Genomic DNA, 26879 nt, shown 5'->3' with positions numbered 1-26879 from the left:
CAAGCGAGGTGGTACCGCGGCAGTAACTGTCGTCCTCGCAGGGAAATATTCACCCTGTTGAGCGAGGAGAGCACAGTGAGCGAATCCACTAATCCAGCAGCAAACGCGTCCGAAAAATCGTCCGCAAATAACGTATACCCAAAGGTAAGTGTTTCGGCATCAACGCAAGAAGCTGCCTGCGCGCAAGTTGCACCAAATCCTTCTTTCCCAAAGCTTGAAGAGTCTGTTCTTCAATACTGGGATGCAAACAACACTTTCCGCAAGTCAATCGAATACCGCCCGTCCGGCAAGGGAAGCCAAAACGAGTTCGTGTTCTTCGATGGCCCTCCATTTGCAAACGGTCTTCCTCACTACGGCCACCTGCTCACAGGCTACGCAAAAGACGTGGTTCCGCGCTACCAAACCATGCGCGGACGCAAGGTGAACCGCGTTTTTGGTTGGGATACTCACGGCCTTCCAGCAGAGTTGGAAGCGCAGAAGGAACTCGGCATCGAATCGGTTGAGCAAATCGAAAAAATGGGCATCGCAAAGTTCAACGATGCTTGCCGTGCCAGCGTTTTGAAGTACACGAACGAGTGGCAAAACTACGTGCATCGTCAGGCTCGCTGGGTTGATTTCGAGCGCGGCTACAAAACGCTGAACATTCCATACATGGAATCCGTTATGTGGGCATTTAAGCAGCTTTACGACAAGGGCTTGGCTTACAAGGGCTACCGCGTGCTTCCGTACTGCCCAAAGGACCAGACTCCGCTCAGCGCGCACGAGCTTCGTATGGATGCGGACGTGTACCAGAATCGTCAGGACACCACCGTTTCCGTCGCCGTTAAGCTTCGCGACGAAGACGACGCTTACGCAGTATTCTGGACCACCACTCCTTGGACTGTGCCAACTAACTTCGCAATCGTCGTCGGTGCAGACATCGACTACGTGGAAGTTCGCCCAACTGAAGGCAAATTCGCTGGCAAAAAGTTCTACATTGGTAAGCCTTTGCTCGGCTCCTACACTAAGGAACTTGGCGAAAACTACGAAGTTGTGCGCGAGCTTAAGGGCGCTGATATGGCAGGCTGGCGCTACTATCCAGTGTTCCCATACTTTGCAAACGATTCTGCGCTCGCAGAAGGTGGCACTCCTGGTCCTAACGCTTTTACGATTTTCACTGCGGATTATGTTGACACCGCTGAAGGTACTGGCCTCGTTCACCAGGCTCCTTACGGCGAGGACGATATGAACACGCTTAACGCGCACGAGATTCGCAGTGTTGACGTGCTCGACGCAGGCTGCAAGTTCACAAGCGACTGCCCAGACTATGAAGGCTTGTACGTTTTCGACGCAAATCTTCCTATTTTGCGCAACTTGCGTGCAGGAGACGGTCCGCTTGCTCAAATGCCGGAAGACCAGCGCGCGTTGCTATTCCAAGAAAAAAGCTACGTGCACAGCTATCCTCACTGCTGGCGTTGCGCAACTCCGCTTATTTACAAGCCTGTTTCTAGCTGGTTTGTGTCGGTTACGAAGATTAAGAAGCGCTTGCTTGAGCTTAATCAGGAGATTAATTGGATTCCTGGAAACGTTAAGGACGGCCAGTTTGGTAAGTGGCTTTCTAACGCTCGCGACTGGTCGATTAGCCGTAATCGCTTCTGGGGTTCGCCAATTCCAGTGTGGGTTAGCGACGATCCAAAGTATCCTCGCGTAGACGTGTACGGTTCGTTGGAAGAACTTAAGGCTGATTTTGGCGATTATCCGCGCGACAACGACGGCAATGTGAATATGCACCGCCCGTATATCGATCGTCTCACTCGTCCAAATCCGGACGATCCTACCGGAAAGTCGCAAATGCACCGTATTACGGACGTTCTCGACTGCTGGTTTGAGTCTGGTTCTATGCCTTTCGCACAGTTCCATTATCCGTTTGAAAATAAGGACTTCTTCGAGGAGCACTTCCCGTGCGATTACATCGTTGAATATATTGGTCAGACTCGCGGCTGGTTCTACACGCTTCACATTATGGCTACGGCGCTTTTTGACCGCCCAGCATTTAAGAACGTGATTTGCCACGGCATTGTGCTTGGTTCCGACGGCCAGAAGATGAGTAAGCATTTGCGCAATTACCCAGATGTTAATGGCGTTTTCAACGAGTATGGTTCGGACGCAATGCGCTGGTTCCTTATGTCTTCGCCAATTTTGCGCGGTGGCAATTTGATTGTAACTGCAGACGGCATTAGGGATACGGTTCGTCAGGTTATGCTTCCTGTTTGGAGCTCGTACTACTTCTTCACGCTGTATGCGAACGCTGCAAACGGTGGCAAGGGTTACGATGCTCGTCGCCTTCGTGCGGATGAGGTTGCGGGACTTTGCAATATGGATCGCTACTTGCTTGCGCGCACGCGTTTGCTTGTTGAGAACGTAGAAAAGTGCCTGAACGACTTTGCGATTAGTGACGCTTGTGCTGCAGTTAGCGACTTTATTGACGTGCTCACGAATTGGTATATTCGTGGCAGCCGTGACCGCTTCTGGAATGAGGACGAAGCTGCTTTCAACACGCTTTACACGGTTCTCGAAGCGTTTATGCGCGTGATTGCCCCTCTCGCTCCTATGGAAGCGGAGGCTGTGTGGCGTGGTCTTACCGGAGGCGAGTCCGTGCATTTGGCTGATTGGCCGTATTTGGTGGAGCCGGAGATGCTTTCGGATGGCGAGCCAAATCCTAAGGCTGGAGAAGTCACCGAGCTTGGTGCGGTTCTTGCGCATGACGATGCTTTGGTCGCTGCTATGGATAAGGTTCGCGAGGTTGTGTCTTCTACGCTTTCGTTGCGTAAGGCGGAGCAGTTGCGTGTGCGCCAGCCGTTGTCAAACTTGACAGTTGTGGCGGAAGATACTGCCGCTGTGGAGCCTTATGAGCAGGTGCTTGAGCGCGAGCTTAACGTGAAGAATGTTGCATTCTGCACTTTGCAAGACGCAAGCGAACACGGTTTGAAGATTGTTCACGAGCTTAAGGTGAATGCGCGCGCAGCCGGCCCTCGTTTGGGTAAGCAGGTGCAGTTTGCTATTAAGTCTTCTAAGAGTGGCGATTGGCATGTTGACGAGTCTGGTGCTCCTGTTGTTCAAACTCCAAACGGCGATGTTGCTCTCGTTGAGGGTGAGTATGAGCTGGTGAATCGCGTTGAGTCTTCGGACGCTCAAGCTGCTGCGAATACGGCTTCCGCAGCGATGCCAACGGGCGGTTTCGTTATGCTTGACACTGCTTTGACAGCTGATTTGCTTGCTGAAGGTTACGCTCGTGACGCTATCCGCGCTGTTCAGGATGCTCGTAAGGAGAACGGTTTGGATGTTACTGACCGAATCGCTTTGACTTTGAGCGTGCCTGCTTCTGATGTTGCTAAAGTTGAGCAGTTCCGTGATTTGATTGCGGAGGAGACTTTGGCTACGAGCTTTGAGGTTGTTGAGGCTGATTCTAGTGCAACTGAGCTTAGCGTAAGCCTTAAGCGTGCGTAAACATTAGTTTTGCGTAGCTTAAACGTTGCGTAAACATTAGCTAACTAAACAGAAACGTGCCGGCGTACAGTTCGTATACGTCGGCACGTTTTGTTTTATTTCTAATTTTATTTTGAATTTTCTAGTTTTTCTGCAATGGTATTGACTAACGTGCTGCTGCTACTCTAAAGAATTTCATTATTCTCAATATCCATTCAGGCATAATAAAAGTGACGTGCTTTTGTTCACTTGAGTGGTTTTCTATAGTTGGATGTTCCAAATCAAAGTACTCAAGTACATCTTCGCCGTTATCGATTTTTTATCAATTTCTTTGCCGCTTATTTCTTTACTTTTTGTGGTGTTTTTCATAATATTGTTCCTCCTTCTTGTGTGATCTTCTTACAGAAATAATACGAATTCGATTATTCCTTTTTGTTATTACTGCAGTCCAATGTTTGCCGTTTATCTTTCCAAAAACTAAGTAGCGAGAGTCATCATTGCCTGAATTTTTGGATTCGATTTCAGCTGTTTCATTGTTCCAAAGTATTTGTGCTCTTTTGAAACTGATACCGTGTTTAGCTAAATTTTTTAAGATTTTTGCAGGATCGTATTCAAAATTCATACTCACCTTCTATCATTTATTTTAACGTAAAATAGTATCAATTGAAACTATTTTTGTTTGATGTTGTCTTGTACCAGGTATCGTAAATGCTTTAAGTTAGCTTTCCTAGATTTTTTACGCATTGTGGTTAAAGGCTATTTATAGAAGCAAGCGCTACCGCATTGGGGCGCTTTTCACGCTACGCTTAAGCGAAAAGCGAGTCAATGCGACACTCTACTTCCTAAAGTTCCATGGGTCCCTATAGTGTCGATAAGACAACAATACAAATTTTTACTCGATTTGTATTTTGAGTTAATTTATATTGCATGATATTCAAAAAGAAAGTGCAGGTGACGAAATGAGTAAAGATGAGAAGGGGCGGTGTATTTCGTTCACGCTATAAGCGTGATTCATCTGGCGTCACCGTTCTTGCAAGAACTAATACCGGCATTGTTGCTGGAATTGTAATTATTGCTATTTTTGCGGTTTTGGCTATTTTTGCCGACGTTTTTACAACAATTACTGGCAATAATCCTTACTCTGAGCATCCGGAAATATTAGATTCCAACTCAGTTCCAGTAGGCCAGGGTGGTATTAGTTTCCAACATTGGTTCGGTGTAACTCCGCTTCGTGGTCTTGATATTTTCGCGATTATTTCGCATGGAGCGCGCGTTTCTCTTGGAATTGGCATCGCTTCTACTGTAATTTCGCTATTCCTCGGCATTCTAATCGGCATGATTGCAGGGTACTTCGGTGGTTTCGCAGACACTTTGCTTTCGCGCACGATGGATGTGTTCTTCGGTTTTCCGTTCCTGATTTTTGCAATTGCGCTGTCTGCAGTTGTGCCGCAAAATTTCCCGCGGCCGATTCTGCTAACGCTTGTTTTAGGCTTTTTTGGCTGGCCAAGCATCGCTCGTTTGGTTAGAGCGCAAACGCTTTCGCTAAAATCTCGCAATTTCACTGTGGCTTCTTACGTAATGGGTGCGAACACATGGCATATTTTGCGTGAGCAGATAATGCCGAATATGTTGCCTCTTCTTTTGGTGAATGTGACTTTTCTTATTCCTAGTCGCATTGGAGCGGAGGCTGCGTTGTCGTTCCTTGGTGTGGGCATGAATCCGCCTTCGCCTTCGTGGGGACGCGCTATTGCGGACGCAGTTCAGTGGGTTTTGGTTGATCCTTGGTATCTTCTTTTCCCTGGAATTGCGCTATTCTTGCTTACTTTCGGCTTTAATCTTATTGGCGACGGTTTGGCTAGTACTCTTCAGCCGCGAGCTTCCAAAAAGGCGGTGACGGAATGAGTAACAAGCAAAATACTCAAAATACTCAAAATACGCCGAAAATCAGCATTAATAAATCTGCTGCCAATTCGCGAATAATCGGCAAGATTTCCGATTTTCTTGTTTTTATTGGCAAGCGTGCAGCAAGCGCAATATTTGTTTTAACGCTGATTGCAGTCGTGTTATTCCTTATTTTCTTTATGCTTCCTGCCAATCCTGCGCAACTTGCTTGCGGAAAGCCTTGCACTCCTGAACGTTTGGCACGAGTTTCCGCTTTTATGGGAACTGATTCGCCATGGTATGAGCAACTTGGCAGTTATATTCGTGGCATATTCTTCGGTCGCGAGTTCACAGATAGTTCTGGAGCTGCTATCGTGTGCGCTGGTCCATGCTTAGGATGGTCGTTTACGCTAAACGAGCCTGTAACTAATCTTATTATGAGCCGTTTCGTGGTAACTGCTTCGTTGGCAACTGGTGCTGCGGTTCTTTGGCTTACTGTAGGCGTTGCAACTGGAGTTATTTCTGCTGCAAAAGAAGGATCTTTTATTGACCGCGCGCTTCGAGCGCTTTCGTCTGTAGGGATTTCATCTCCAGCGTATTTAATTGGCATGCTTGCAATACTTGCTTTTGCGGTTTATTTGCCAATTTTTCCTACGGGTGGTTACGTAAGTTTTGCGGAAAGTCCTTTAGATTGGCTTCAACATTTGCTTCTTCCGTGGCTTGTTTTGGCGCTTCTTAACGCGGCATACTATACGCGACTTACTCGCGCTCACATGCTTGACGAATTGCAGCAGGATTATATGCGTACTGCTTTGGCTAAGGGCATGCCGCGTTCGAAGGCTGTAACGCGTCACGCTATGCCTAATGCGATGCTTCCTGTGCTGACTATGTTTGGCTTGGATTTGGGCGGTTTGCTTGGTGGTGCTGTAATAACTGAGCGCGTTTTCTCTATGCAAGGTTTGGGCTCGCTGCTTCTTGATTCTGTGAAAAATCTTGATTTGCAGGTGCTTGTTGGTGTGACGCTGTTTGCGGCTGCGCTTGTTATTGTTGTGAATCTTGTGGTTGACGTCTGTTATCGCTTCGTCGATCCTCGCGCCGCAGTCTGTTAGTGGATTCGCGCGCTCATAAATTAACATAACTCTTCAAAAGCTCCATAAGCGACATTTCCTTTACTGCTGTGTAAAGAAAATAATGAAATCTCGCCAAAAAACGATTTTTTCTGTACCCGCACGTAAAGAAAAAATCGGAATTAAGTCGATAGTCCACATTTTGAAGAGTCAAATTACAAATTTAAAAAAATACTAATAAATATAAGGGGATTATTATGTTCACTTTTAAAAATAAAAATATAAATACAAGTAAAAATGCAAATACAAATACAAACAAAGATTCAGGCGTAACTGCAGGCGTAACTGCAGACGTAACTGCAATTTCGAAGAAGTTTGTTGCGTCACTTGCAGCTTTCTCGTTGCTTCCGATTTCGTTACTTTCGTTACTTTCACTTTCTGCTTGCGGAAGTGCCAGCTCTACAAAATCCAGCGGTACCAACGCTTCCGCGCTAAATTCCAATCCGCAAAAAGGTGGCAGTCTTACTGTATTTACGTCGAATACCAATATGAATTTCGATCCAGCTCGCAGCCAAGGTTTGCCGATTACGTCGAATAATTTCATATTCCGCGCGCTTACAACTTGGAAAGTAAGTCCAAATTCAGGCGACAAAACGCGCGTTGTTCCAGATTTAGCAACGGATACCGGCACCACAAGCGACGGCGGCAAAACTTGGAAGTACACGCTTAAGAAGGGTGTCAAGTACGAAGATGGAAGTGAAATTACTTCGCGCGATATAAAATTCGGCATTGAGCGCTCTTTTGCTGATTCTTTAAGCGGCGGTTTTAGCTACCATAAGACTCTTCTCGTTGGTGGAGAAAATTATGACGGTCCTTTTAGTGGAAAGTCGCTTGATTCCATTGAAACTCCAGACGATCAAACTATTATTTTCCACTTAAAAGCTCCGTTTGCAGATTGGCCTTGGGTTGCGTCTTTGGCAGCGTTTGTGCCAGTTCCAGCGAATTCTGGCGACGTGCAAACGTATTCAAAGCATCCTAAAGCTTCCGGACCATACCGAATTGTGCAAAACGAAGTCGGCAAAAAAGTTGTTATGCAGCGTAATAAGTATTGGGATTCAAAGCTTGACAGCATTCGCACAGCTGGTCCTAATGAGATTGTTTGGAAGCTTGGTTCGGATGCTACTGTTGCGGCTCAGTCGATGATTCAAGGAAATTCGGATACAAAATCCGCATTTTTGGCTGATTTTGTGCCGCCTGCTCAGCTTGCGCAGGCTCAAGCAAACCCTAAGTCGCGAAGCTTGCTCGCTACAAGTAGTGACGGTGCTCTTGAATATTTGGCTATGAATACGCGCAGAATAACGGACATCAATGTTCGCAAGGCAGTTCAGTATGCGGTTGATAAGCAGTCGTACCGCACGGCGAAGGGCGGCTCAATTGCCGGCGGTTTTGCAACAACTCTTATTACGCCTGGTATTTCTGGCAGGAAGCAGTTTAATCTGTACGCTACAGATCCACGCGGAGACGTTGCGAAAGCTAAACAACTGTTGAAAAAATCAGGTCAAACTGGTATTAAGTTGAGTCTTATTGCGCGTCCGGATCAAACGCAAGTAGCTTCTTCTGTGCAATCCAGCTTGCAGCGCGCCGGCATAAAAGTAACTATTAAAACCGTTGACGCAGTAAACTTTACGGACGCAATCACTTCAAATTCAGGCGACTACGATTTGGCTTTGGCTTCTTGGCAACCTGATTTTCCTTCTGCTTACGCCAATTTGGGCCCACTTTTTGATTCTTCGCAAATTGGCGGCGGTAACTGGAATATTTCTCGCTACGAAAATCCTAAAGTAGATGCCCTGCTTCGAAAAGCAATACAAACTGTTGACTCGCACGAAGCGGAAAAATTGTGGCAGCAAGCAGACCGCACTATTATGGCTGATTCGCCGGTTGTGCCGCTTATTTACTCGCATAATACGTTTATTCACGGAAGTGGCGTGGAGAATTTCTACATCGGAAGTTTCCCTGCGTACCCGAATTACGCCGCTGTATCTTTGAAGAGGTGATTAGTTGTGACTGATCTGAAAGAAAAAGTTGTTATAAGTGTCGACGGTATGTCGATTTCGATTGGCGGCCGTCAAATTACGCGAGATATATCGTTGCGCATGAGTGCGGGCGAAGTTTCGGCTTTAGTGGGTGAGTCCGGTTCTGGAAAGTCGCTTACTGCTCTGGCTCTTATGGGTTTGCTTTCAGATTCTGCCAAAGTTGAAGGAAGTGCGCTTCTTAACGCTACTTATGCCAACGAATCCGCCATAGATTTGCTAAGCGAAAATGCTCCTTACGAGCGTATTCGCGGTGGAATGATTGGCATGATTTTTCAGGAGCCGTCCAGCGCATTTAATCCTGTTAAAACAATTGGTAAGCAAATTGAGGAAGCGCTAATATATCATCCTGAAAAAGCAGGAAAATTAAGCGCAAGAGAGCGCAAAAAGCGCGTAATTGCGCAGCTTTTAGAGGTTGAGCTGAGTGATGCTGATCGCGTGTATCGTTCGTACGCGCATGAGCTTTCTGGAGGTCAACTTCAGCGTGCGATGATTGCGATGGCGTTAATAAATCGTCCGCAAGTATTAATTGCGGACGAGCCTACGACTGCGCTAGACATCACTACGCAACGAGATATTTTACGGCTTATTCGCGAATTGTCGGGAAAATTACAGCTTGCTGTGCTGATTATTACGCATGATATGAGCGTTGTTCGTGCGCTTGCTAGTGAAGTGTACGTAATGCAAGGTGGAAATATTGTGGAATCTGGTAAGGTTCAACATATTTTTGCAGATCCGCAGCATGAATATACGCGCACTTTGCTGGAATCGGTTCCGAAATTTGATATGCAATATGCGCAAAACGGCGATTCTTACGAAAGTATGGAAGAAGCAGCTGAGCAGATTGTGAAAAATATTTCGCAAAATATTTCGCAAAATATTTCTGCAAATTCGGCAAATATTGATAACGTTGCGTCGGTAAAATCTTCTGCAGCGGAAACATCTGTAGTGGAACCATCTGTAGAAATTCGCGACGTAAGCGTACGCTATTCGCACGCGCGTTTTAGCAAATTAGCTAATAAATTCGCATTAAATAACGCAAACCTGCGCATTAACGCCGGTTCGACGCTCGCTTTAGTAGGCGAGTCCGGAGCTGGAAAAACCACAATTGCAAAAGTGATTTCTGGCCAAATAAAGCCAAACTCTGGCAAAGTTTTGCTAAATGGAGTAGATATTAACAGACTTCACGGAAAAAGTCGTCTAAATGCAATGCGAAGCATTGGCTACGTTTTTCAGGATTCCGGATCTGCGCTTAATCCGCGTAAAACCGTTGGTTGGAGTATTGCAGAACCGCTGCTTTTGCACACGCAGCTTGATGCTAGTGAGCGTAAGGAGTGCGTGAAGAAGATACTGGAACAAGTGCAGGTGCCGACCGATTTTGCAAAGCGTTTTCCGCACGAGCTTTCGGGCGGGCAGAGGCAGCGCGTCGGTATTGCTCGCGCGCTTATTTTGCAACCATCTTTGCTTATTGCAGATGAGCCGACTTCTGCGTTGGATGTTACAGTGCAGAGGCGTGTGTTGAATTTGTTGCGTGATTTGCAACAAAAGTACAATTACGCGTGCTTGTTTATTACACACGATTTGGGAGTTGTGCAGGAGATTGCTGACGAAGTTGCGGTAATTCGTGGCGGCAGCGTGCGGTATGTCGAGTAGTATGTTGAGGCTCGTCACTACGATAGTAAACGTTTTTAGGAGGTAGCGTATGGCATCGTCGGCACCAATTGGCGTTTTCGATTCTGGTTTGGGGGGAATTTCCGTAGCACGCCAAATGCGGGTTGACTTACCTCACGAGCGTATCATCTATTTTGGTGACTCTGCTAACGCTCCTTACGGTATTAAAACGCCTGACGAAGTTAAAAAGCTTAGTTTTTCAATAGTTGATAATTTTGTCAAACTTGGCGTCAAAGCTGTTGTTATTGCTTGCAATACCGCCACTTCTGCAGCAGTGAACGACTTGCGTGCGCATTACGATATTCCGATTATCGGCATGGAACCTGCGTTGAAATTAGCTTGTGATCTTGGCAAAGGCGAGCCTCAGCACGTAATTGTGGCTGCAACTGAGCTGACGTTACGCGAGCGCAAGTTTGCGGATTTGCTGCAACGTTTTTCACAAAACAACACTATTTTTTCGCAACCGTGCCCTGATTTGGTGCGTATTGTTGAGCAAGGTGAGCTTAATAATAGCGAAAAAGTTATGGATACTTTGCACAAGTATTTTGACGCTTACGATTTAGATAACATTGATTCGGTGGTACTTGGTTGCACTCATTTCGTGTTTTATCGCGATTATTTCCGAAAGTTGCTGCCGGAGCGTACGAATATCGTTGACGGCAATGAAGGCACGATTCACCATTTGCGCGAGGTGCTTGCGGAGCGTGGTGAGCTTGCTGATGCGTTTAGTGAAGGAAGTATAACGCTTACTAATTCCGACAAAAGCGAGCGCATGCAGCAACTCGCAAAAAGCTTATGCACTAAAACCGATTGAAATAACTCGCTTTAGTTACGTGTAGTTACGTATAGTTACTCGTATTTACGCGTAGTTACCCAAATATTGCATTCCAATACTGGCATAGTATCAACGCAACCAACACCGCAATCCACAGCATGTCAACTAGCAAATCGTAGCGCATACGATAATAGCGCTCAATCCAAGGGAAGCGTCGAATAAGTAGCCCTTGTGAACTTACGCTTGCGTGTGAAAGCGACATAAACTGCACGGTAGTGGAGAACATGAGCACAATGCACCACGGGCATAGCGCGTGAATCACAAACATTGATTGCGAAAACAGCCAGTAGGCGTAAAGTAGCGCGCATAATCCGCCAAGCCAAGTGCAGACGGCAAACCAACGTGGCACGCGTACGCGAATCATGCCTACAACTGCGAGCGTCACAAATACGCTTTCGGCGGCAATTCCAAAGAAGGCGTTAGGGAAGCTTAATTCGCCAAACCTCACCACTTCTGCCTGCCAAGTTTGCGCTACGCGAGAGCATGATACTACGTTGTTGAAGTCGCAACTGAGCATTTTTTGCGGAGCACGCGCCAAAGCAAGCGTTTCTGCTGAAAGTATTAGGGACGTTACCAGCGCAATCGCAGATACGAGTAGCATAATGCCGTAAGTCCAAATTGCTGAATGTCTCCATCCGGGGAGTTGATTGTCGCAGTTTTCTTGCATGCTGACAGATTGCTGCATTGCTACTCCTACAAATTCATAAAACGTTACTACTACAGTTTACGATAATTATATGACTGTAATAAGCAATACTACGGCATACTCAGCTGGTTCTTACAATGCCGTTCAAAAAGCCGGCTGGGATTTGCATTGTCACACGGTGTATTCTGATGGCACTGACACTCCAGAAGAACTGGTGCGGCAGGCAAGTTCCCTTGGTTTGCAAGGAGTTGCTATTACGGATCACGATACTACCGCGGGTTGGAGTGATTTCCGTAAAGCTGCGGATGCTGCGAGTTTGCCAGTATTGTTTGGTTCAGAGATTACTGCTGAGGATGCAGGCGTGTTTGTGCATATGCTCGCGTACCAGTATAATCCTCAAGACGTGTGTTTAATGGATATGTTTGCGCTCACTCGTAAGCGTCGCTTTGAACGCACTAAGCGCATGGTTGAGCGTATGTCGCATGATTTTCCGATCACATGGAACGATGTGTTGGCTCAGGCTAAGCATGGTGATTTAACTACGCTTGGTCGTCCTCATATTGCAGATGCGTTGGTTTGCGCTGGAGTTTGCAAGACGCGTTCTGAGGCTTTTGCTGGCCCCGTTTCGCCTTGCAGTCCTTACTATATTCCTACTCCTTCACCGAATGTTCGCGAGGTAATTGCTGCTGTTAAACATGCTGGTGGCGTGATTGGTATTGCGCATCCGGCTGATTATAGTCGTAATGCGCGCTTGCTTTCAGACGAGCAGATTATTACGTTTGCATGTGCGGGACTTGATTGTTTGGAAGTGTATCATCGCGGAAATTCGTGCAACCAGCGTCAGCGTTTGCTCGCTTTAGCAAGACAGTACGATTTGTTGGTTACGGGCGGTTCGGATTGGCATGGTACCGGTAAGCCGAACCGCTTGGGGGAAGAAACAACAAGCCGCGACGTAGTATCCGAAATACTATCGCGCGGCTATAAGTTCTAAACTTTTAATAATGTATTAGTTGAGGGCGCCGAAGCCGACTGCGTGCTTTGGGGTGTCTCCAATAAGTGCGTAAGACAGAGATGACGCTGGCATAATAATGGTGCGGTTGTTTACGTCCTTAAATTCGAACATTTCTTGCGCACTGTTAATTATTGCGCGCACTTCGTCAGCACTTTGGTTCGTTTCAAAGTCGATTGAGTCGGAAATGTTCTTTACGCCTAATACCACTCGCATATCTGCTCCTTACTTTTGATATTTGCTGGTAACTTATTTTTCGTATCGCACGTATTGTATTTGTATTGCTTATTTTTTGAAGCCTGTTCGTAAGTTTACTTGCTAAGCCCTGATTGCGCATCTTTCATTGCCTGCTCCTCGCGCTCGAGTAGAGGAATGATTACTGTTTCTGGTTTATCGTCGTACGATTTGTTGGAATTGGTAACGTTATTTGCGCCGGTTGCGTTTTCAGCTTCGCTAACTTCGTTTGCGCTATTGTCGCTTGCGCTACTTTCGCTTACGTTACTTTTGCTTACACTACTTTCGGATTGCGCAGTCTCGTTTTCAGTACTTTCGCTAGTCGACTCGGCTTTGTTAGTTACTGTTTGTGCAATAGTTTCCGCCGTTTCGTGCGAACTATGAGAAGATTCCACGTGAGTAATAACTTGCGTTGCTGTATCGTCGGCAAGTTTCGCAGCTTCTTGAGCTTCAGCAACAGTTGATGCATTCGCGTTGGCGTATTGTACATTGCGCTCGTGAGTATCGTCGTTTAATGTCACGTTGCGTTCGGCAGTAGTGTCGTTCGCGTACTGATTATTGTGGCTTGTGCTGTTTTCTACTGTGATATCGCGTTCGTCAGTTTCGTCGGTTTGAACAGTTCCCGTGTTATTTTTCGCAGCAGATTCCGCAGCTTGCCTATTTCTTGCGTTATCTCTTTCCAACAAGGTGCCAACAGTAATAGTTGACGCTGGCATATTTGCGCTATTACCAGCTTTTGTTGAATGAGCGTGGCTAATTCTTGTTAATTCGTGTGCCAAACGCTCAACCTGTGCCTTAAACCGCATAATTCCGTTTGTGTCGGCACGTTGCAATGCCTGCAGGAAATCGCCGACCTGCTCCATTTGCAGCCACAAGTTTGCGCGTAACATAATTAGGCTATCGAGCCTTGAACCCATGATTCTACCGTATGCGGAGAGTACGGCATTGCGGCGCTGTTCATTCAGTTTGGCAAAAATCCAAGCCAAATCGCGTGCAGGATCGTTAATTTGCATGCCTTGCCAATTTGTAATGGCTGTAATAGTGGAGCCTGCAAACAGCAAATCTCCATCTACAAAACCACCGTGAACAGGGCACGTATCAAATGACCACAATCCTTCAGTTTCTAATACTTTAGACCAGCTGTCAGTGATTTCTGTAGGAATGTGCCCGGCTTGGCGAAGTCTTTTAATCCAACCGGTTAATTGCGCGCGAATTTGGCCGGTAGTGAAAGCTGGATACTTTCCTCGCGTTATAAACGTTGGACGTAAACGGTGAATTGCGCCAATGGCGGTGCCTACGTTTGCGCAGTCATCTGTAGTAAGCAGTCTCAAATCACGAGCGCTTCCTTCGAGATGTTCGCTAACTAGGATAGTTGGATCATCGTCATCGTTTGCGATAAGACTTGACATGTTTTGCATTGGCTGAGCCGCGCCATCTTCATTACCGCTGTCATTTGTGTGATTATTTGCGGCTGCTTTGTCGGTTTCGTTACGTTTTCCTGGAATAAACGTGAGCATCGTATCGTATGCGAATCCCAATGCTGCTAAATCTTTGCTGTGCTGCAGCGTCCATGCTGCGCGAGCGCGATCGTGTAAGCGTTTGCGGCCTTTGTCTTCTGAACTAATGAAAATGTCGTAAAGTTTACCGGAAACGTCTTGCACAACGGCGTGAGAAATCCCCGCGGCTGTATCAGTGTTGTTAACCTGCTCGCTGCGGCGCGTTCCTGCAAACTGTACTTCGGGCATGGCTGCAGATGCCAGTGCTGCCAACTTAAATCTACTGAGTTGTGTCACACTCCCACAGTAATACAAAGCGCCGAAATTTGCCGTGTTTTACGCTGTTAAACAGGCATTTTTTAGTTGCGTATGTCGTAGTTTATTTGGGGAAGATTATTTGGGGAGGATTATTTAGAAAGATTATTTGGAGAGATTATTTAGAGAGATTATTTAGGAAAGATTATTTAGAAAAGAGGGGGAAGACTTATCCACATATTTTCTATGTTGTTGTAAAAGCGTCGGCTTTGCTGCGACAATAGTGGTATGAGTTTTTCGCCAGAAGCGTTATTAGAGGGCTTAGATGATTCGCAACGTGCGGCTGCAATGGCAGTAGAGGGGCCAGTGCGCATAATAGCTTGCGCTGGAGCTGGTAAAACGCGCACTATTACGCGTCGAATTGCGTATGCGTGCGCAATGGGGAAGTGGGATCCGAGCCGGGTTCTTGCTGTTACATTTTCGGTAAAAGCTGCGTCAGAAATGCGTTCCAGGCTTGCGGCACTTGGAGTTGCGGATGGTGCTGCAATTGCAACTTTTCACTCTGCGGCTTTGCAGCAAATTCGAAGCGTATGGGACGATGTTTGCACTGCGCCGTTCCCGGATATTATGAACGATGCTCAGCATACTATTGCTGCTGCTCTCAATAGATATCCTGATTTTGCTATGATGACGGCTTTGCAGGCGCGCGATATTATGGCGGAAATTAATTGGGCAAAGGTTTCGCTTATCGCTCCAGACGATTACATGCGTGTCTGTGCCGCAACACACCGTACACCTCCTGCAGGATTAGAAGCGCAGCAATTTGTCGATGTGTATGAGGCTTACGAAATTGAAAAAAATGCGCGTAATTGCATTGATTTTAACGATATTTTATTGCTTGCCTGCCATATTTTGCGAACTTTTCCGGAAGCTGCTCGACGTATTCGTCAAACTATTGGCTGGATTACAGTGGATGAGTATCAGGACGTTTCACCCTTGCAACACGAACTGTTGCGTTTGTGGATGGGCGAAAATCGCGATATTTGCGTAGTTGGCGATCCTGCGCAAACTATCTACTCTTTTGCCGGCGCAAGCAGTTATGATTTGCTTGCTTTTCCGCAAGAATTTGCTCCGGTTAGTGCTGATATTAGTTTGGATACAGATTACCGTTCCACCGAACGTATTATAGGTCTTGCAAATCGCGTACTTGCCGCTTCGCCGTATAAACGTGATTATGTAAAGGTAAAAGCTGTGAGTAAGGGTGGTTCGCGTGTTACGCAACAGGTTTTTGCTACGGATATCGACGAAGCGTTGGGAGTGGCACAGCAGATTGCAAAATTGGTTAGTAGTGGAGTTGCGACGCCTGGGGAGTGTGCGGTACTGACTCGTACGAATGCTCAGCAGCAGGTGATTTGTAGCGCGTTAACATCGTTAAAAGTGCCGTATCGTGTGCGAAAAGACGTGGGTTGGCAAAAAAATGTGCTCGACGCGAGTGGTGTTGTGACTGGTGCTGCGAGTGGTGACGTTGGTGAGACGGAGGGTGGTGCTTCCGTATCTACGGTAACAATATCTACGATTCATGCTGTTAAAGGTTTGGAATTTGAGCATGTTTACGTAGTAGGTTGCTCGGAAGGGCTTATTCCGTTCGGTTCTTCCTCCTCGCAAGAGTCGCTAGAAGAAGAGCGCAGGCTTATGTACGTGGCGGTGACGCGTGCGGAAAAAACGTTGCATCTTTCTTACGCGCTACGCAAAGATAACGGCATGGGTATGAATCGCACGCCGAGCCGCTTCTTGGCTTAATTCCGACATTTTCTGTGCACGCTTGTAAAGAAATAATCGCTTTTCATCCAGATTCTGACATTTTCTGTACACGCTTGTAAAGAAACTGTCACTTTTTGCCGAAATAACGTTATTTTATTTACGCGACTGTAAAGAAAATGTCGCTTTAGTTGCGTGATAGATTATTTAGCCTGGTTTTCTGTACTTCCGCTTCCGTCGCTTCCGTCGCTTCCATCGGTTTCGTCGCTTCCGTCAGTTCCGTCCGAGTTTTTTCCTTGTTCCTTTTGGCGCGCGTCCTCTTCTAGCAGCTTGCTAAGTTCTGCGTCCCAATCGTTTACGCCTAAATCGTCTTCTGTTAATTTTTCAAAAGATTTTTCGACATTAGTATTTTTGGTACTGCCAGTAGCGCTTTCGTTATTATCTTTATTATCGTTACTTTCGCTACTTTTTTCAGATTTTTCAGTAGATTGATTAGATTGGTTTTCTGCAGTGCTTTCCTTAGTATTTCCAGCACTTTCCGTAGTACTCTCCGTAAAGCTACCGGCATCTTTTGCTATATCTTCTACCGAAATTTTAGTAGTATTTTTGCCACTAGCTTCCTTCGTAACTTCATTCGTATTTTCTGGCAAAGTTGGCAACAAATCTGGGTGACTCCACAAACTATCGCGCTCCTCAACGCCACGTTCGCGCGTTAGCTTCTCCCACAACTGTGTTGCTTCACGCATGCGACGAGGACGCAAGTGCAAACCGAGCAGCGATTCAAAAGTGACTTCTGCCGGACCTCCCGCTGCGCGCTCGCGTCGTATCATTTCGCGCAACTGTTCAATATGCGTTACGTGAGCCATTCCTGCCTGCCAGGTGACGCAATCAACCCAGCCTTCAACTAGCGCTAGAAGCGTTTCTAAACTGTGCAATGCTTGACGCTGCTCTTCAGAATCATTACTGCCAATATTTTGCAGATTCACTGCTCCAGAAATAGCTTCCGGATTCATAGCATCCACGTCTCGGAGCTGTTCTTCCATAGCATCCAAATCGATACTAATTCCATTTGCATACTTAATAATTAGTGACTCAAAACGAGGCATCAACCACGGAACTTCCGCAAACAATCGCGCGTGGGCTGCTTCTCGCAAAGCAAGGTAGTTCATAACTTCGGTAATATCAAGTCCCCAAACTTTTGCGTATTCAATGCAATTGTAAGGAATCAAACCGCCTGCAGGATTTTGCAACAACGCAAGTCCTTGATCGAAGCTTCCGTGCACTTCGTGAGATAACGCGCCGGCTGCCTGGCCAAGTTGCATAGCAAACGAAGTGTTACCTAATAGTTTCATAAGTTGTGCCGGATTATTCATTCCCTCCGGCAACGGAATCGGCACTACGCCTGCGAATAACCCTGCTACTTCAGCATTGTCAACGTCATGGAATCGTTCTGCAATAACGGAAGTAAATGCTTCGTTCACAGATTTTGCTACTGGATTGGCAAACTTTACCCACGCGCCCAAGGTTTCTTTTACCCAGTCAGCTCGCGATAGTATAGCTGGAGTTCCCGGGGCAGGGTTGAATTTGCAAGTGATATCGAGCCACAAGTTTGCTTGGCTTAGCGCGCGTCGAGCCGCATCTGCAACCTCAGCGTTAACGCTTCCTTGATCTCCTGTTGCGTTTTGTAAAGCAATAGATTGCGCAAGTTTGCGATTAATAGGCCCTTCTTCAAGCGTCGCCTCCATTTCGTGAGGATTATTAAGTCCTCCTGCACTGAAAGCTTGCATCATATTGCGCACTTCATCCGGCTTTGGAAGTTTATCGGGACTTTGGCTCATGAGTTGTTCACGTAGCTCAAAAGGCAATTGTTCAAGTTGATTCCACGCTTCTTCGCCCTGTATTGGCCCGAAGCATTCAATAAGCCATTGGTGAATTGCGTCATCGTTCATGAGTGTGTCCTTCTTGCTTACGAGAGCAGGTAACGCCAGTTCGCTTAAGCGTTCCGCTTGGTGTGCCTATCTGCCTAATAGCATCCATTCTACTCGGTGTTATGGTTTTTGTTTGAAGGTCTTGTTGTGCTTTTTAGAGGGGTTGTGTCATGATACAAAGCATGCCTGGGTTTTCTGCAGTTATTACTACGATGCATGCTTTTGTGTGTAAAAGTGTACCAAATTTTTTACGTCGTGTTGTGCGTAAGATTTCGAACTACATTGATTCACATTCTTTTCGTTATTTTGCAGGCTTTTTTATGGTTCTCGTAGCGTTGTTTGCGCTTACTTTGCCGAGTGCTTACGTTGTGGAATCGCCTGGTCCTACTCAAGACGTGTTGGGTAAGATATCTGGTTCTCCGGTAATCCGTATCAGTGGTGAAGGTGTGAAGGAGCATCGCGATACCGGTAAGTTGCTTATGCTTACAGTGAGCACTTCCGGAGTCCCAGGTTACGAGGTGCCGACGTTATATGCGCTTACTTCGTGGATGAATCCTCATCGTGAACTTATTCCTCGCGAGGCAGTGGTGCCTGTTGGACAAACTGCAGACGCGTACGAGAAGGAATCTACGCACGAGATGGACGATTCCCAAAACGTTGCTCAACGTGTTGCGTTACGGTATGCTGCTGAACATCTTGGCATACGCAATACGAAAGTGAAGGTGCGTTTGCGTATTGAAGATATCGGTGGACCGTCTGCAGGAATGATGTACACGTTGGGAATTCTCGATAAGTTAACGCCAGCAAATGAAACGGGCGGTAAGACTATAGCTGGTACTGGCACCATTGAAAAATCGCAAAAAGTTGGTGCTATTGGTGGTATTCGTTTAAAAATGATTGCAGCTCGGAGAGACGGTGCTACTTGGTTCTTGGCTCCTCAAGATAATTGCGACGAAGTAGTGGGGCATGTGCCTGCTGGTTTGCGTGTGGTGAGGGTGAATACGATTGATGAGGCTTATAAAGCATTGAAAACTATCGGTTCCGGTCATAATGTAGCAGCACTGCCAAATTGCAATGTGAAGCGGAATATGCACAAATAACGATTAAATTAATTAAATATAGAAACAATCCAAAATAATAATTAGACTAATTAAATGAGGAAAGAAAAACCAAACGTGGGCGATGAGGGACTCGAACCCCCGACATCCACCGTGTAAAGGTGGCGCTCTAGCCAGCTGAGCTAATCGCCCGTTTCGCAACAAAGTAAAAACATACAGGAAGGTATGTACGAATCAGTTTACGCGTGGCGCGCGTCGTAACAATCGCGTACAGTATACTGAATAAGAATATCTGCTCAGGAGGTTGGTAGTCGATGGCTCAGAAACCTGATACCGCTCGCAATGCTTCGGGGATGGAGCGTGTCGGTAAACGTAAATTAGGCTATAACGTAGCGCAGGTAGATGCTTTTTTGGAGCGTGCGCATGCGTTGTATGAAAGCGATGATATTAGACTTACTCAGCAAGATATTCAGGACGTTTCTTTCGATTTAGAACATGATGGTTACGTGATTGGCCAGGTTGATGCTGCCTTGTCGCGTTTGGAGAGAGCAGTAGTAGATAAGTGCACGCAGCATGATCTTTCCAAGTGCGGTCGCGTGGTATGGAAAGCACAAGCCGACGCTTTATATCGCAAATTATTGCAGCATGCTCAGCGTGACTATCGTGAACGTTTTGCTAGTGGCATTCCTCATCGTCCGTCGTATTCGCGCAAGCAAGTGGATATTATGGTCGATCAAGCGCTTGATAAAATTGCCAATATGCTCGGTCATAAGCTGGAATGGGAAACGGATGATGATACATTGCAGACTATTGATGCGATGTATGTGTCTAACGTGATTTTTACTCAGTGCACTGGTAAGCGCGGCTATGATGAGCGTCAGGTTGATTATTACTTGGGCACTTGCATTCGTTTACTCAGCAGTTTGGAATCTTTTGAACGCATTGCTCAATATGTCGATATCGACAGTAAGGTGCCGGCGTTCGCCGCTCATAACACTGTGTCACATACTCGCGCTGCGGTTGATACTAATCACACAACGGAATCTAAGAATCAGAGCGCACCTTCATTTGCGCCGGAGCCGGTTGCAACTATGTCAGCAACGGTAACCTCTGCGGCTGCAGCTGATGCGGCTGATTCTATGGCTGCTGAGGCTTCTGAAGTGGCTTCTAAAGTGGCTTCTAAGGCGGCTCAGCCTACGCAAACTTCCACAATTCCTCACGTTCCAGATTACGATAAGCAGAGTATTTTTACCCCTGTTGACTACGTAAACCAAGGTTCTGAAGATTCGTTTGAGGCTTTGCGTCAATCTGAGCGTTCTATTTTCACTCCACATACTGCTGCGGGTGTGCCATCAAATATGCTTGACGACAACACAGACAGTAATGATGAGTTGGTGCAGAGTGCAACTGTGTTACACAATGTTTCAGAGAATAATCACGCTTCTGTTGGATCGGTAGATGCTGCTGATTATGCTCCTTTGCCTCCAGCGTTCCCTCCAGTAGTGCATCGTCATGCTGCCACAGCGTCGCATCGCGATGTTGATGATCAAGTTGCGTCTTCTGCTATTCCTTCGTTCCCTCCTGCGTTGCGTGAAGCGAGTGCAAGCGCGTCTCAGGCTGCAGCGGATACTGCTTACGGAAATCAAGCTCCTGTGGTTTCTCCAGCTCCTGTGGCCCCAATATTCCCGGTAGCGTCAGCACATGAGGATGCTTCTCATACTGGCGCATCATCTAAGTCTTCTTCCTACGACATGCCGATTCTCAATGTGCAACCAAGCAAGCCTTTGAACTTGGATATTCCAGATCTTTCCTTCCCGATTATGGGCCATGTTGACGAATCAAGCCTATTTGATAATGCGCAAGATATTGCACAAGAAGACGATGATGACGCAACTGGCGAGCATCCTTTGCAATAATCGTGCTCGAATTGTATTCGTTTAGTTGCTGTTTCTTGCGGCGTTGCGAAAGCTACGAAAATTGCGAAAATGCGGAAGGTTTCGTAGCTACGTAAGCCAGCGCGAAGTAGTTATTTGGTTGTGAAAGCATGCCGGTGTATCGCGATGAAGCTGTAGTGCTTCGTACGTTCCCTCTAGGTGAGGCCGATAGGATTGTCATATTGCTCACCAAAAAACACGGTAAAGTTCGTGCTGTTGCCAAAGGTGTGCGGCGTCTTAAATCGCGTTTTGGTGGTCGTCTTGAGCCTCTTATGCGAGTGGACGTACTTCTTGCGCAAGGAAAGTCGCTTGACGTTGTGTCTCAGGCTGTGTCTGTAGCAGCATACGCTGGCGAAATTTGCGCTGATTATACTCTGTATGAGTATGCTAGCGTCATATTGGAAGTCGTAGATGCGTTAGTTTCCAACGAATATACAGATGAGTACGTGCGCGAATTTCAAGATACACAGGGGCAGTATAATCTTCTCATTGCTGCATTGTCGTCGCTTGCGAAAAGAAAGCACGCTCCCGACGCCATAGGATTATCGTACGTATTGCGAGCTATGTCTTTGGCTGGTTGGTCGCCACGTTTAACAACTTGCGTAGTTTGCGGAAAAACTGAGGAATTATGCTATATTTCGCCCGCTGCCGGTGGTGTTATGTGCGCATTGGATCATACTCCAGAGTCGATTTTGTGCGACGATAATACGCGTCTTCAACTATATGCACTTGCGCAGGGGGATTGGTCGTCTCTTGACAATGTTTCTCTCGCTTCTTCCACGCTTTACTTGATTCAGCAGTGGGCTGAATATTATCTTGAGCGTCCAATTCGTTCACTGGGGTTGTTACATTCTTAAGTATGGCTTTTGAAAACGTGGATTATACGTCGCTTAATATTCCGGCGGCACCTTTTAGTGACCCTTCTCGCATACCAGATTTTCCTAAGGGCAAGGTTCCTCGCCATGTTGGCGTGATTATGGACGGCAATGGTCGTTGGGCTAAAGAGCGCGGAATGATTCGCACGGAAGGCCACAAGGCCGCAGAACCAGTTGTCTTTGACACTATTGCCGGTGCTATTGAAGCGGGAGTGCGCTACTTGAGCCTGTACACGTTTTCTACGGAAAATTGGAAGCGCTCGCCGCAAGAAGTGCGCTTTTTAATGGGATTTTCTCGGGATATTATTCACCGCAGGGTTGCGCAAATGAACGAGTGGGGAGTACGTGTGCGTTGGGCTGGTCGTCGCCCGCGTTTGTGGAAGTCTGTTATTGACGAGTTGGAAAAAGCGCAGGAAATTACGAAGAACAACACAACTATCGACGTTGTATTTTGTTTGAATTACGGTGGTCGCGCGGAAATTGCGGATGCGTGTGCCGAAATTGCTAAAGAAATTCGTGACGGAAAAATTAAAGGTGATCGTGTCACTGAAAAAATGATTGCTGATCACTTATATAATCCGGATATTCCAGATTGCGATTTGGTTATTCGTACTTCTGGCGAGCAGCGTACCAGCAACTTTTTGCCTTGGCAAGCGTCCTACGCGGAGCTTGATTTTGTGCCGGAACTCTTTCCGGATTATGGCCGCGAAGCGCTGTGGAGGTCAATTGACCGTTATGCGCATCGCGACCGACGTTTTGGCGGTGTAAAAAATGCCTAGTATCCCACTAAGATTTGTTACTTTTCGCTAGCGAGCCAAGCGCAAGCTGCTACAACTGCAGCTTCTAATCCGCGATTAAGAGTGGGCTGCAAATCTGGGGCGAATGCCGGATTGTGATTTCCAGGAGCATTCTGCATATCCGCAAAACCACCTAAGCCCCAGTAAGCGTAAGGAGTTTTAAAAGCGTTCGCGATTATAGAAAAATCTTCCGAAGCAGAAGCGCGCGAAATATCTACAGAATCTTCTCCAAAGTATTCATCAAAAGCTTTACGCACGCGCAAAGATGCATTCTGATTATTATTCGTAAGCGGATAGCGATCATAATACGTAAACTCTGGTTCTTTAGGACATCTTGTAAGCTCGCACTCTCCACGCACAATTCGTTCAATAGCATTGTGCACAAATTCTTGAGTATCTTCGCTATAAGTTCTTGTGTTAATTAAAAGCTCGGCATCATCAGGAATAATATTCGACTTACTTCCTGCATTAAGCGCGCCAACTGTAACAATTGCGTAATCTTTAGCTGCAAGTTCGCGAGAAACAATCGTCTGCAATTTAAGCACAATTGATGAAGCAACAACCACCGGGTCAACGCTCAACTCAGGCATAGAACCATGCGAACCTTTACCAAAAATGTGCACGCGAATCGAAGCTGCAGTAGTTAAGAACGCGCCCGGACGAATACCGATTGTTCCTGCAGGAATAGCACCCAACACATGCTGACCAAGGTAAACGTCGGGCTTTGCGATCATGCTCGTAATGCCATTTTCCACCAAGTCTTTTGCGCCTTGAGCTGTTTCTTCTCCAGGCTGAAAAACGCCAATGTACGTTCCTCTCCAAGCATCTTTATGTTCATTAAAAGCTTTCAAGGCATCAAGTAGGCTGGAAATATGAAAATCGTGACCGCAAGCGTGTGAAACTCCAACCGTTTTGCCATTTTCGTCTTGCGTGCTAACTGTTGAAGTGTAATCTTTTCCTGAATTTTCTTTAATTGGAAGCGCGTCAATATCCGCTCTCATAGCAATAACAGGACCTTCGCCGTTTTTAATCTCTGCCACAACGCCTGTTTTTCCAACTCGCTTTGTTTCAATCCCAGCTTTGCTAAGAATATCAATAATTGTTTGAGCTGTATGATTTTCTTTCATTGACAGTTCAGGATGTTGATGAAAGTATTTGTATTGTTTTTCTCGTTCTGCTTGGGTTTCATCTAAATCGGATAATATTTTCTGAACTGCCGTAAGTTGCAGCATAAATTCCTGCTTTCTTTTGTTTTATTATAACTTTTTTGAGTTTTGAGATTATTTGATTTCAGTTTTATTCTTCTTTATTTCGTTCTTCGAGAATCTTATCTACAAGTGCGGCTTTTGCGTCAATTTGATTGCTAAAGCCGGGGCGAATGTCTAACTTGAGGATTACTCCCGTGCGGTATCCTTTGTTAACTAATGTCATCGTAGCGTCACGAACAACGCGCATAACGTCGTCAAATTCGCCCTCAATATTGGTAAACATAGCGTTTGTTTCGTTTTTCAACCCAGAATCGCGAATAACTTTCACAGCGTCCGCAACGTATTCGCTCAACTCGTCGCCAACTCCGCTCGGAGCAATGCATAACGCCGCAACCGTGTTAGTTTTGTGAGCGTCTGTGTTGTTACTTGTATTCTCGTTTGTATTCTCGCTATTATTTTCACTCATAGTAACAATCCTTTTAAAATCGTAATCTTACGCAAATTTACCAAAACAATGTAACGTCAAACAATGCGTCAACAAACCTATAGTTTATATTACTATTTGTTTGGTGTGGCGCGAGTTTTGCGCGACGACCTGCTTTCGCGCAGCATTGCGCGCGCGAAGGCAACTCGGAGCGTGAGCTTGCTCAAGTTGAAAGCACGGTGTGCTTTCAACGCAAGCTCAGTAGCGAGCGCGTTACCCGCGCGAGCGTTCCTTCTCTCCTCGCACGTCCCGTCCTTCGTCGCTCTGGCTGTTAAAGGCTTTTATGTCTGCTTCGTTCTTAATGAATGTTGCTTCCTCAGTCCTCTTTTAGTGCTCGTAGAGAAATCCCCCTAAACTCTGCGTGCTAATCGTTAATAACCGTGTTTTATCGCCGAGATTTTTCGATTTTTCTTCTTCGCTCGACTTGTCAGTAGCCTTCGGCTCTGACGTCCGTCTTCGCTCAGCGCAAAAAATCTCAAATCTCCACCACACTAATATCCACACGACCAAATGACGACGCAATTAAGATGCAATACAAACTATAAATTTGTGTTATTTCGATAATTTTACAAGCGTCACAGGGTTTTTCTATAATAGCAACGTTTTCACCCGAATTTTCTAGTTTTACGAAAAGGTGTATTGTGGCTGTTTCAAAGCTTGATGAAGTCGTGTCCTTGGCTAAGCGTCGAGGTTTTGTGTTCCCAGCTGGCGAAATTTACGGTGGCACGCGCTCTGCGTGGGATTATGGTCCGTTGGGCGTTGCGTTGAAGGATAATATCAAGCGCGAATGGTGGCGTTACATGGTGACCACGCGCGGCGATGTTGTTGGTGTGGATACTTCTGTTATTTTGCCTTCTGAAGTTTGGGTTGCTTCCGGCCACGTTTCCGTGTTCAACGATCCTTTAATCGAGTGCTTGAACTGCCATAAGCGTCATCGTGCAGACAAGTTGGAAGAGTCGTATGCGGAAAAGCACGGCGACAAAATGCCTGAAAACGGTTTGAAAGACATTGTTTGCCCAGATTGCGGCACCCGCGGAAACTGGACGGAACCACGCGATTTCAACATGATGCTTCGTACGCATTTAGGCCCTGTTGAAGACGAAAACAGCCTGCACTATTTGCGTCCAGAAACAGCTCAGGGTATTTTCGTCGACTTTAAGAACGTCATGACTTCTACTCGCCAAAAGCCGCCTTTTGGTATTGCAAATATCGGTAAGTCTTTCCGTAACGAAATTACGCCAGGAAACTTTATTTTCCGCACTCGTGAGTTTGAGCAGATGGAAATGGAGTTCTTCGTAGAGCCTGGAACTGACGAAGCCTGGCATCAGTATTGGATTGACACTCGCGTACGCTGGTACGTTGATTTGGGTGTGAAGCCTGAGAATTTGCGCATGTACGAGCATCCTAAAGAGAAGCTCAGCCACTATTCCAAGCGTACTGTCGATATTGAATACAAATTCGGCTTCCAAGGTTCGGATTGGGGAGAGCTTGAGGGTATTGCAAACCGTACTGACTACGATTTGTCTGCTCATGCTAAGCATTCCGGCGAGGATTTGAGCTACTTTAACCAGGCTACTGGCGAAAAGTATGTGCCTTACGTTATTGAGCCTGCGGCTGGTCTTACCCGCTCGCTTATGGCATTCTTGGTCGATGCTTACGACGTTGACGAAGCTCCAAACACTAAGGGTGGCGTTGATAAGCGTACTGTTCTTCGACTTGACCCTCGTTTGGCTCCTGTGAAGGCTGCTGTTTTGCCATTGAGCAAGAAGCCAGAATTGCAAGCTATTGCTCAAGATTTGGCTGCTGAACTTCGCCAGCACGATTGGACGATTGACTACGATGAGGCCGGTGCTATTGGTCGTCGTTACCGTCGTGAAGACGAAATTGGCACGCCTTTGTGCGTAACAGTTGACTTCGATACTTTGGAAGATCACGCTGTTACTATTCGCGAGCGCGACACAATGCAGCAGGAGCGCGTTTCTTTGGACAAGGTTGCAGACTACGTTGCTAGCCGTATTAACGAAAAGCGCGTTAAGTATCCGCAAGGTCCTGTTGAAATCGTTGGTACTCGCGCAGCTGACGGTGCCACGGATATTGCCAAAGAAACAGGCGAAGATGAATCTCAGCCGGTGAAAATTGCTCAAGCTGGCGGTTTGTACTAAAGCGCCCGTGCACGAGCAAGGTA

20 protein-coding genes and 1 tRNA gene are annotated in these 26879 nt (G+C 46.4%); 13 read left to right on the top strand and 8 right to left on the bottom strand.

Features of this window, described 5'->3' with window-relative positions; genetic code table 11:
* The first annotated feature begins 75 nt into the window (after window positions 1-75).
* The gene (ileS, locus tag AXE77_RS04675) at window positions 76-3486 is read left to right on the top strand and encodes a mupirocin-resistant isoleucine--tRNA ligase (RefSeq protein WP_116712352.1); all 3411 of its coding nucleotides are present in this window, start codon (window positions 76-78) and stop codon (window positions 3484-3486) included.
* A 325-nt stretch (window positions 3487-3811) separates the two neighbouring features.
* Here the strand turns inward: ileS and AXE77_RS04665 are convergent, their stop codons facing one another.
* The gene (locus tag AXE77_RS04665; RefSeq protein ID WP_116712351.1) at window positions 3812-4087 is read right to left on the bottom strand and encodes a BrnT family toxin; all 276 of its coding nucleotides are present in this window, start codon (window positions 4085-4087) and stop codon (window positions 3812-3814) included.
* Between the two features lie 347 nt (window positions 4088-4434).
* On the opposite strand from AXE77_RS04665, the gene AXE77_RS04660 reads away from it, so the two are divergent.
* The 5 genes from AXE77_RS04660 to murI all read left to right on the top strand — a co-directional run bounded on the left by AXE77_RS04660 (window position 4435) and on the right by murI (window position 10991).
* Window positions 4435-5367 carry an ABC transporter permease gene (locus AXE77_RS04660; RefSeq protein WP_116712350.1) on the top strand — a complete coding sequence of 311 codons (933 nt, stop codon included), beginning with the start codon at window positions 4435-4437 and terminating at the stop codon, window positions 5365-5367.
* On the top strand, window positions 5364-6455 hold the full coding sequence (locus AXE77_RS04655) for an ABC transporter permease (RefSeq protein ID WP_116712349.1): 1092 nt from the start codon (window positions 5364-5366) through the stop codon (window positions 6453-6455). Before AXE77_RS04660 ends, AXE77_RS04655 begins: the two co-directional genes overlap by 4 nt.
* 215 nt (window positions 6456-6670) lie before the next feature.
* A complete protein-coding gene (locus AXE77_RS04650; RefSeq protein WP_116712348.1) occupies window positions 6671-8470 on the top strand; it encodes an ABC transporter substrate-binding protein in 1800 nt (599 codons plus the stop codon).
* A 48-nt stretch (window positions 8471-8518) separates the two neighbouring features.
* The gene (locus tag AXE77_RS04645; protein ID WP_430886652.1) at window positions 8519-10159 is read left to right on the top strand and encodes an ATP-binding cassette domain-containing protein; all 1641 of its coding nucleotides are present in this window, start codon (window positions 8519-8521) and stop codon (window positions 10157-10159) included.
* A gap of 49 nt (window positions 10160-10208) precedes the next feature.
* The gene (gene murI, locus AXE77_RS04640) at window positions 10209-10991 is read left to right on the top strand and encodes a glutamate racemase (RefSeq protein ID WP_116712346.1); all 783 of its coding nucleotides are present in this window, start codon (window positions 10209-10211) and stop codon (window positions 10989-10991) included.
* A gap of 55 nt (window positions 10992-11046) precedes the next feature.
* Here murI and AXE77_RS04635 read toward each other — a convergent pair whose 3' ends face one another.
* Complete coding sequence (locus AXE77_RS04635) at window positions 11047-11697, bottom strand: vitamin K epoxide reductase family protein (RefSeq protein ID WP_116712345.1); 651 nt, start codon at window positions 11695-11697, stop codon at window positions 11047-11049.
* 52 nt (window positions 11698-11749) lie between these two features.
* Here AXE77_RS04635 and AXE77_RS04630 point away from each other — a divergent pair, with 52 nt between their 5' ends.
* Entirely contained in the window at window positions 11750-12649 is a 900-nt protein-coding gene (locus AXE77_RS04630; protein WP_116712344.1) for a PHP domain-containing protein, read from the top strand.
* Between the two features lie 15 nt (window positions 12650-12664).
* Here AXE77_RS04630 and AXE77_RS04625 read toward each other — a convergent pair whose 3' ends face one another.
* Together AXE77_RS04625 and AXE77_RS04620 are read right to left on the bottom strand one after the other, a co-directional pair.
* Window positions 12665-12883, bottom strand: a complete 219-nt coding sequence (locus AXE77_RS04625; protein WP_116712343.1) for a DUF3107 family protein — start codon at window positions 12881-12883, stop codon at window positions 12665-12667.
* A 95-nt stretch (window positions 12884-12978) separates the two neighbouring features.
* Window positions 12979-14646: a phosphotransferase gene (locus AXE77_RS04620; protein ID WP_116712366.1), complete on the bottom strand. Its 1668-nt coding sequence runs from the start codon at window positions 14644-14646 to the stop codon at window positions 12979-12981.
* A 294-nt stretch (window positions 14647-14940) separates the two neighbouring features.
* Here AXE77_RS04620 and AXE77_RS04615 point away from each other — a divergent pair, with 294 nt between their 5' ends.
* Window positions 14941-16452: an ATP-dependent helicase gene (locus AXE77_RS04615; protein WP_116712342.1), complete on the top strand. Its 1512-nt coding sequence runs from the start codon at window positions 14941-14943 to the stop codon at window positions 16450-16452.
* Window positions 16453-16613: 161 nt separating this feature from the next.
* Here AXE77_RS04615 and AXE77_RS04610 read toward each other — a convergent pair whose 3' ends face one another.
* Entirely contained in the window at window positions 16614-18359 is a 1746-nt protein-coding gene (locus tag AXE77_RS04610; RefSeq protein ID WP_116712341.1) for a zinc-dependent metalloprotease, read from the bottom strand.
* Between the two features lie 191 nt (window positions 18360-18550).
* Between AXE77_RS04610 and AXE77_RS04605 the strand changes: the two genes are divergently transcribed.
* The gene (locus AXE77_RS04605) at window positions 18551-19438 is read left to right on the top strand and encodes a YlbL family protein (protein ID WP_116712365.1); all 888 of its coding nucleotides are present in this window, start codon (window positions 18551-18553) and stop codon (window positions 19436-19438) included.
* Window positions 19439-19514: 76 nt separating this feature from the next.
* On the opposite strand, the gene AXE77_RS04600 is transcribed toward AXE77_RS04605, so the two are convergent.
* Window positions 19515-19588: transfer RNA gene (locus AXE77_RS04600), tRNA-Val, on the bottom strand.
* Between the two features lie 122 nt (window positions 19589-19710).
* Between AXE77_RS04600 and AXE77_RS04595 the strand changes: the two genes are divergently transcribed.
* From AXE77_RS04595 to AXE77_RS04585, 3 genes are all read left to right on the top strand, one after another.
* Entirely contained in the window at window positions 19711-21312 is a 1602-nt protein-coding gene (locus tag AXE77_RS04595) for a cell division protein DivIVA (RefSeq protein WP_116712340.1), read from the top strand.
* Between the two features lie 128 nt (window positions 21313-21440).
* On the top strand, window positions 21441-22187 hold the full coding sequence (gene recO / locus AXE77_RS04590; protein WP_116712339.1) for a DNA repair protein RecO: 747 nt from the start codon (window positions 21441-21443) through the stop codon (window positions 22185-22187).
* A 2-nt stretch (window positions 22188-22189) separates the two neighbouring features.
* On the top strand, window positions 22190-22984 hold the full coding sequence (locus AXE77_RS04585) for an isoprenyl transferase (protein WP_116712338.1): 795 nt from the start codon (window positions 22190-22192) through the stop codon (window positions 22982-22984).
* Between the two features lie 17 nt (window positions 22985-23001).
* On the opposite strand, the gene AXE77_RS04580 is transcribed toward AXE77_RS04585, so the two are convergent.
* Entirely contained in the window at window positions 23002-24234 is a 1233-nt protein-coding gene (locus AXE77_RS04580) for a M20 family metallopeptidase (RefSeq protein ID WP_116712337.1), read from the bottom strand.
* 64 nt (window positions 24235-24298) lie between these two features.
* Complete coding sequence (locus tag AXE77_RS04575) at window positions 24299-24676, bottom strand: MTH1187 family thiamine-binding protein (protein WP_116712336.1); 378 nt, start codon at window positions 24674-24676, stop codon at window positions 24299-24301.
* A gap of 659 nt (window positions 24677-25335) precedes the next feature.
* On the opposite strand from AXE77_RS04575, the gene AXE77_RS04570 reads away from it, so the two are divergent.
* Window positions 25336-26856, top strand: coding sequence for a glycine--tRNA ligase (locus tag AXE77_RS04570; protein ID WP_116712335.1), 1521 nt, complete (start codon window positions 25336-25338; stop codon window positions 26854-26856).
* Window positions 26857-26879: the final 23 nt, after the last annotated feature.

Source organism: Gardnerella massiliensis, assembly GCF_003408845.1.
Classification (GTDB): domain Bacteria; phylum Actinomycetota; class Actinomycetes; order Actinomycetales; family Bifidobacteriaceae; genus Bifidobacterium; species Bifidobacterium vaginale_H.
The sequence above is the reverse complement of the archived record's forward strand: the minus strand, read 5'-3'. Positions and strand labels throughout refer to the sequence as shown.

Coding starts and splice junctions, on each gene's coding strand:
- AXE77_RS04665 (WP_116712351.1), bottom strand. CDS start 4,087: ATGAATTTTGAATACGATCCTGCAAAAATCTTAAAAAATTTAGCTAAA.
- AXE77_RS04660 (WP_116712350.1), top strand. CDS start 4,435: ATGAGAAGGGGCGGTGTATTTCGTTCACGCTATAAGCGTGATTCATCT.
- AXE77_RS04655 (WP_116712349.1), top strand. CDS start 5,364: ATGAGTAACAAGCAAAATACTCAAAATACTCAAAATACGCCGAAAATC.
- AXE77_RS04650 (WP_116712348.1), top strand. CDS start 6,671: ATGTTCACTTTTAAAAATAAAAATATAAATACAAGTAAAAATGCAAAT.
- AXE77_RS04645 (WP_430886652.1), top strand. CDS start 8,519: ATGTCGATTTCGATTGGCGGCCGTCAAATTACGCGAGATATATCGTTG.
- murI (WP_116712346.1), top strand. CDS start 10,209: ATGGCATCGTCGGCACCAATTGGCGTTTTCGATTCTGGTTTGGGGGGA.
- AXE77_RS04635 (WP_116712345.1), bottom strand. CDS start 11,697: ATGCAGCAATCTGTCAGCATGCAAGAAAACTGCGACAATCAACTCCCC.
- AXE77_RS04630 (WP_116712344.1), top strand. CDS start 11,750: ATGACTGTAATAAGCAATACTACGGCATACTCAGCTGGTTCTTACAAT.
- AXE77_RS04625 (WP_116712343.1), bottom strand. CDS start 12,883: ATGCGAGTGGTATTAGGCGTAAAGAACATTTCCGACTCAATCGACTTT.
- AXE77_RS04620 (WP_116712366.1), bottom strand. CDS start 14,646: ATGCCCGAAGTACAGTTTGCAGGAACGCGCCGCAGCGAGCAGGTTAAC.
- AXE77_RS04615 (WP_116712342.1), top strand. CDS start 14,941: ATGAGTTTTTCGCCAGAAGCGTTATTAGAGGGCTTAGATGATTCGCAA.
- AXE77_RS04610 (WP_116712341.1), bottom strand. CDS start 18,359: ATGAACGATGACGCAATTCACCAATGGCTTATTGAATGCTTCGGGCCA.
- AXE77_RS04605 (WP_116712365.1), top strand. CDS start 18,551: ATGCATGCTTTTGTGTGTAAAAGTGTACCAAATTTTTTACGTCGTGTT.
- AXE77_RS04595 (WP_116712340.1), top strand. CDS start 19,711: ATGGCTCAGAAACCTGATACCGCTCGCAATGCTTCGGGGATGGAGCGT.
- recO (WP_116712339.1), top strand. CDS start 21,441: ATGCCGGTGTATCGCGATGAAGCTGTAGTGCTTCGTACGTTCCCTCTA.
- AXE77_RS04585 (WP_116712338.1), top strand. CDS start 22,190: ATGGCTTTTGAAAACGTGGATTATACGTCGCTTAATATTCCGGCGGCA.
- AXE77_RS04580 (WP_116712337.1), bottom strand. CDS start 24,234: ATGCTGCAACTTACGGCAGTTCAGAAAATATTATCCGATTTAGATGAA.
- AXE77_RS04575 (WP_116712336.1), bottom strand. CDS start 24,676: ATGAGTGAAAATAATAGCGAGAATACAAACGAGAATACAAGTAACAAC.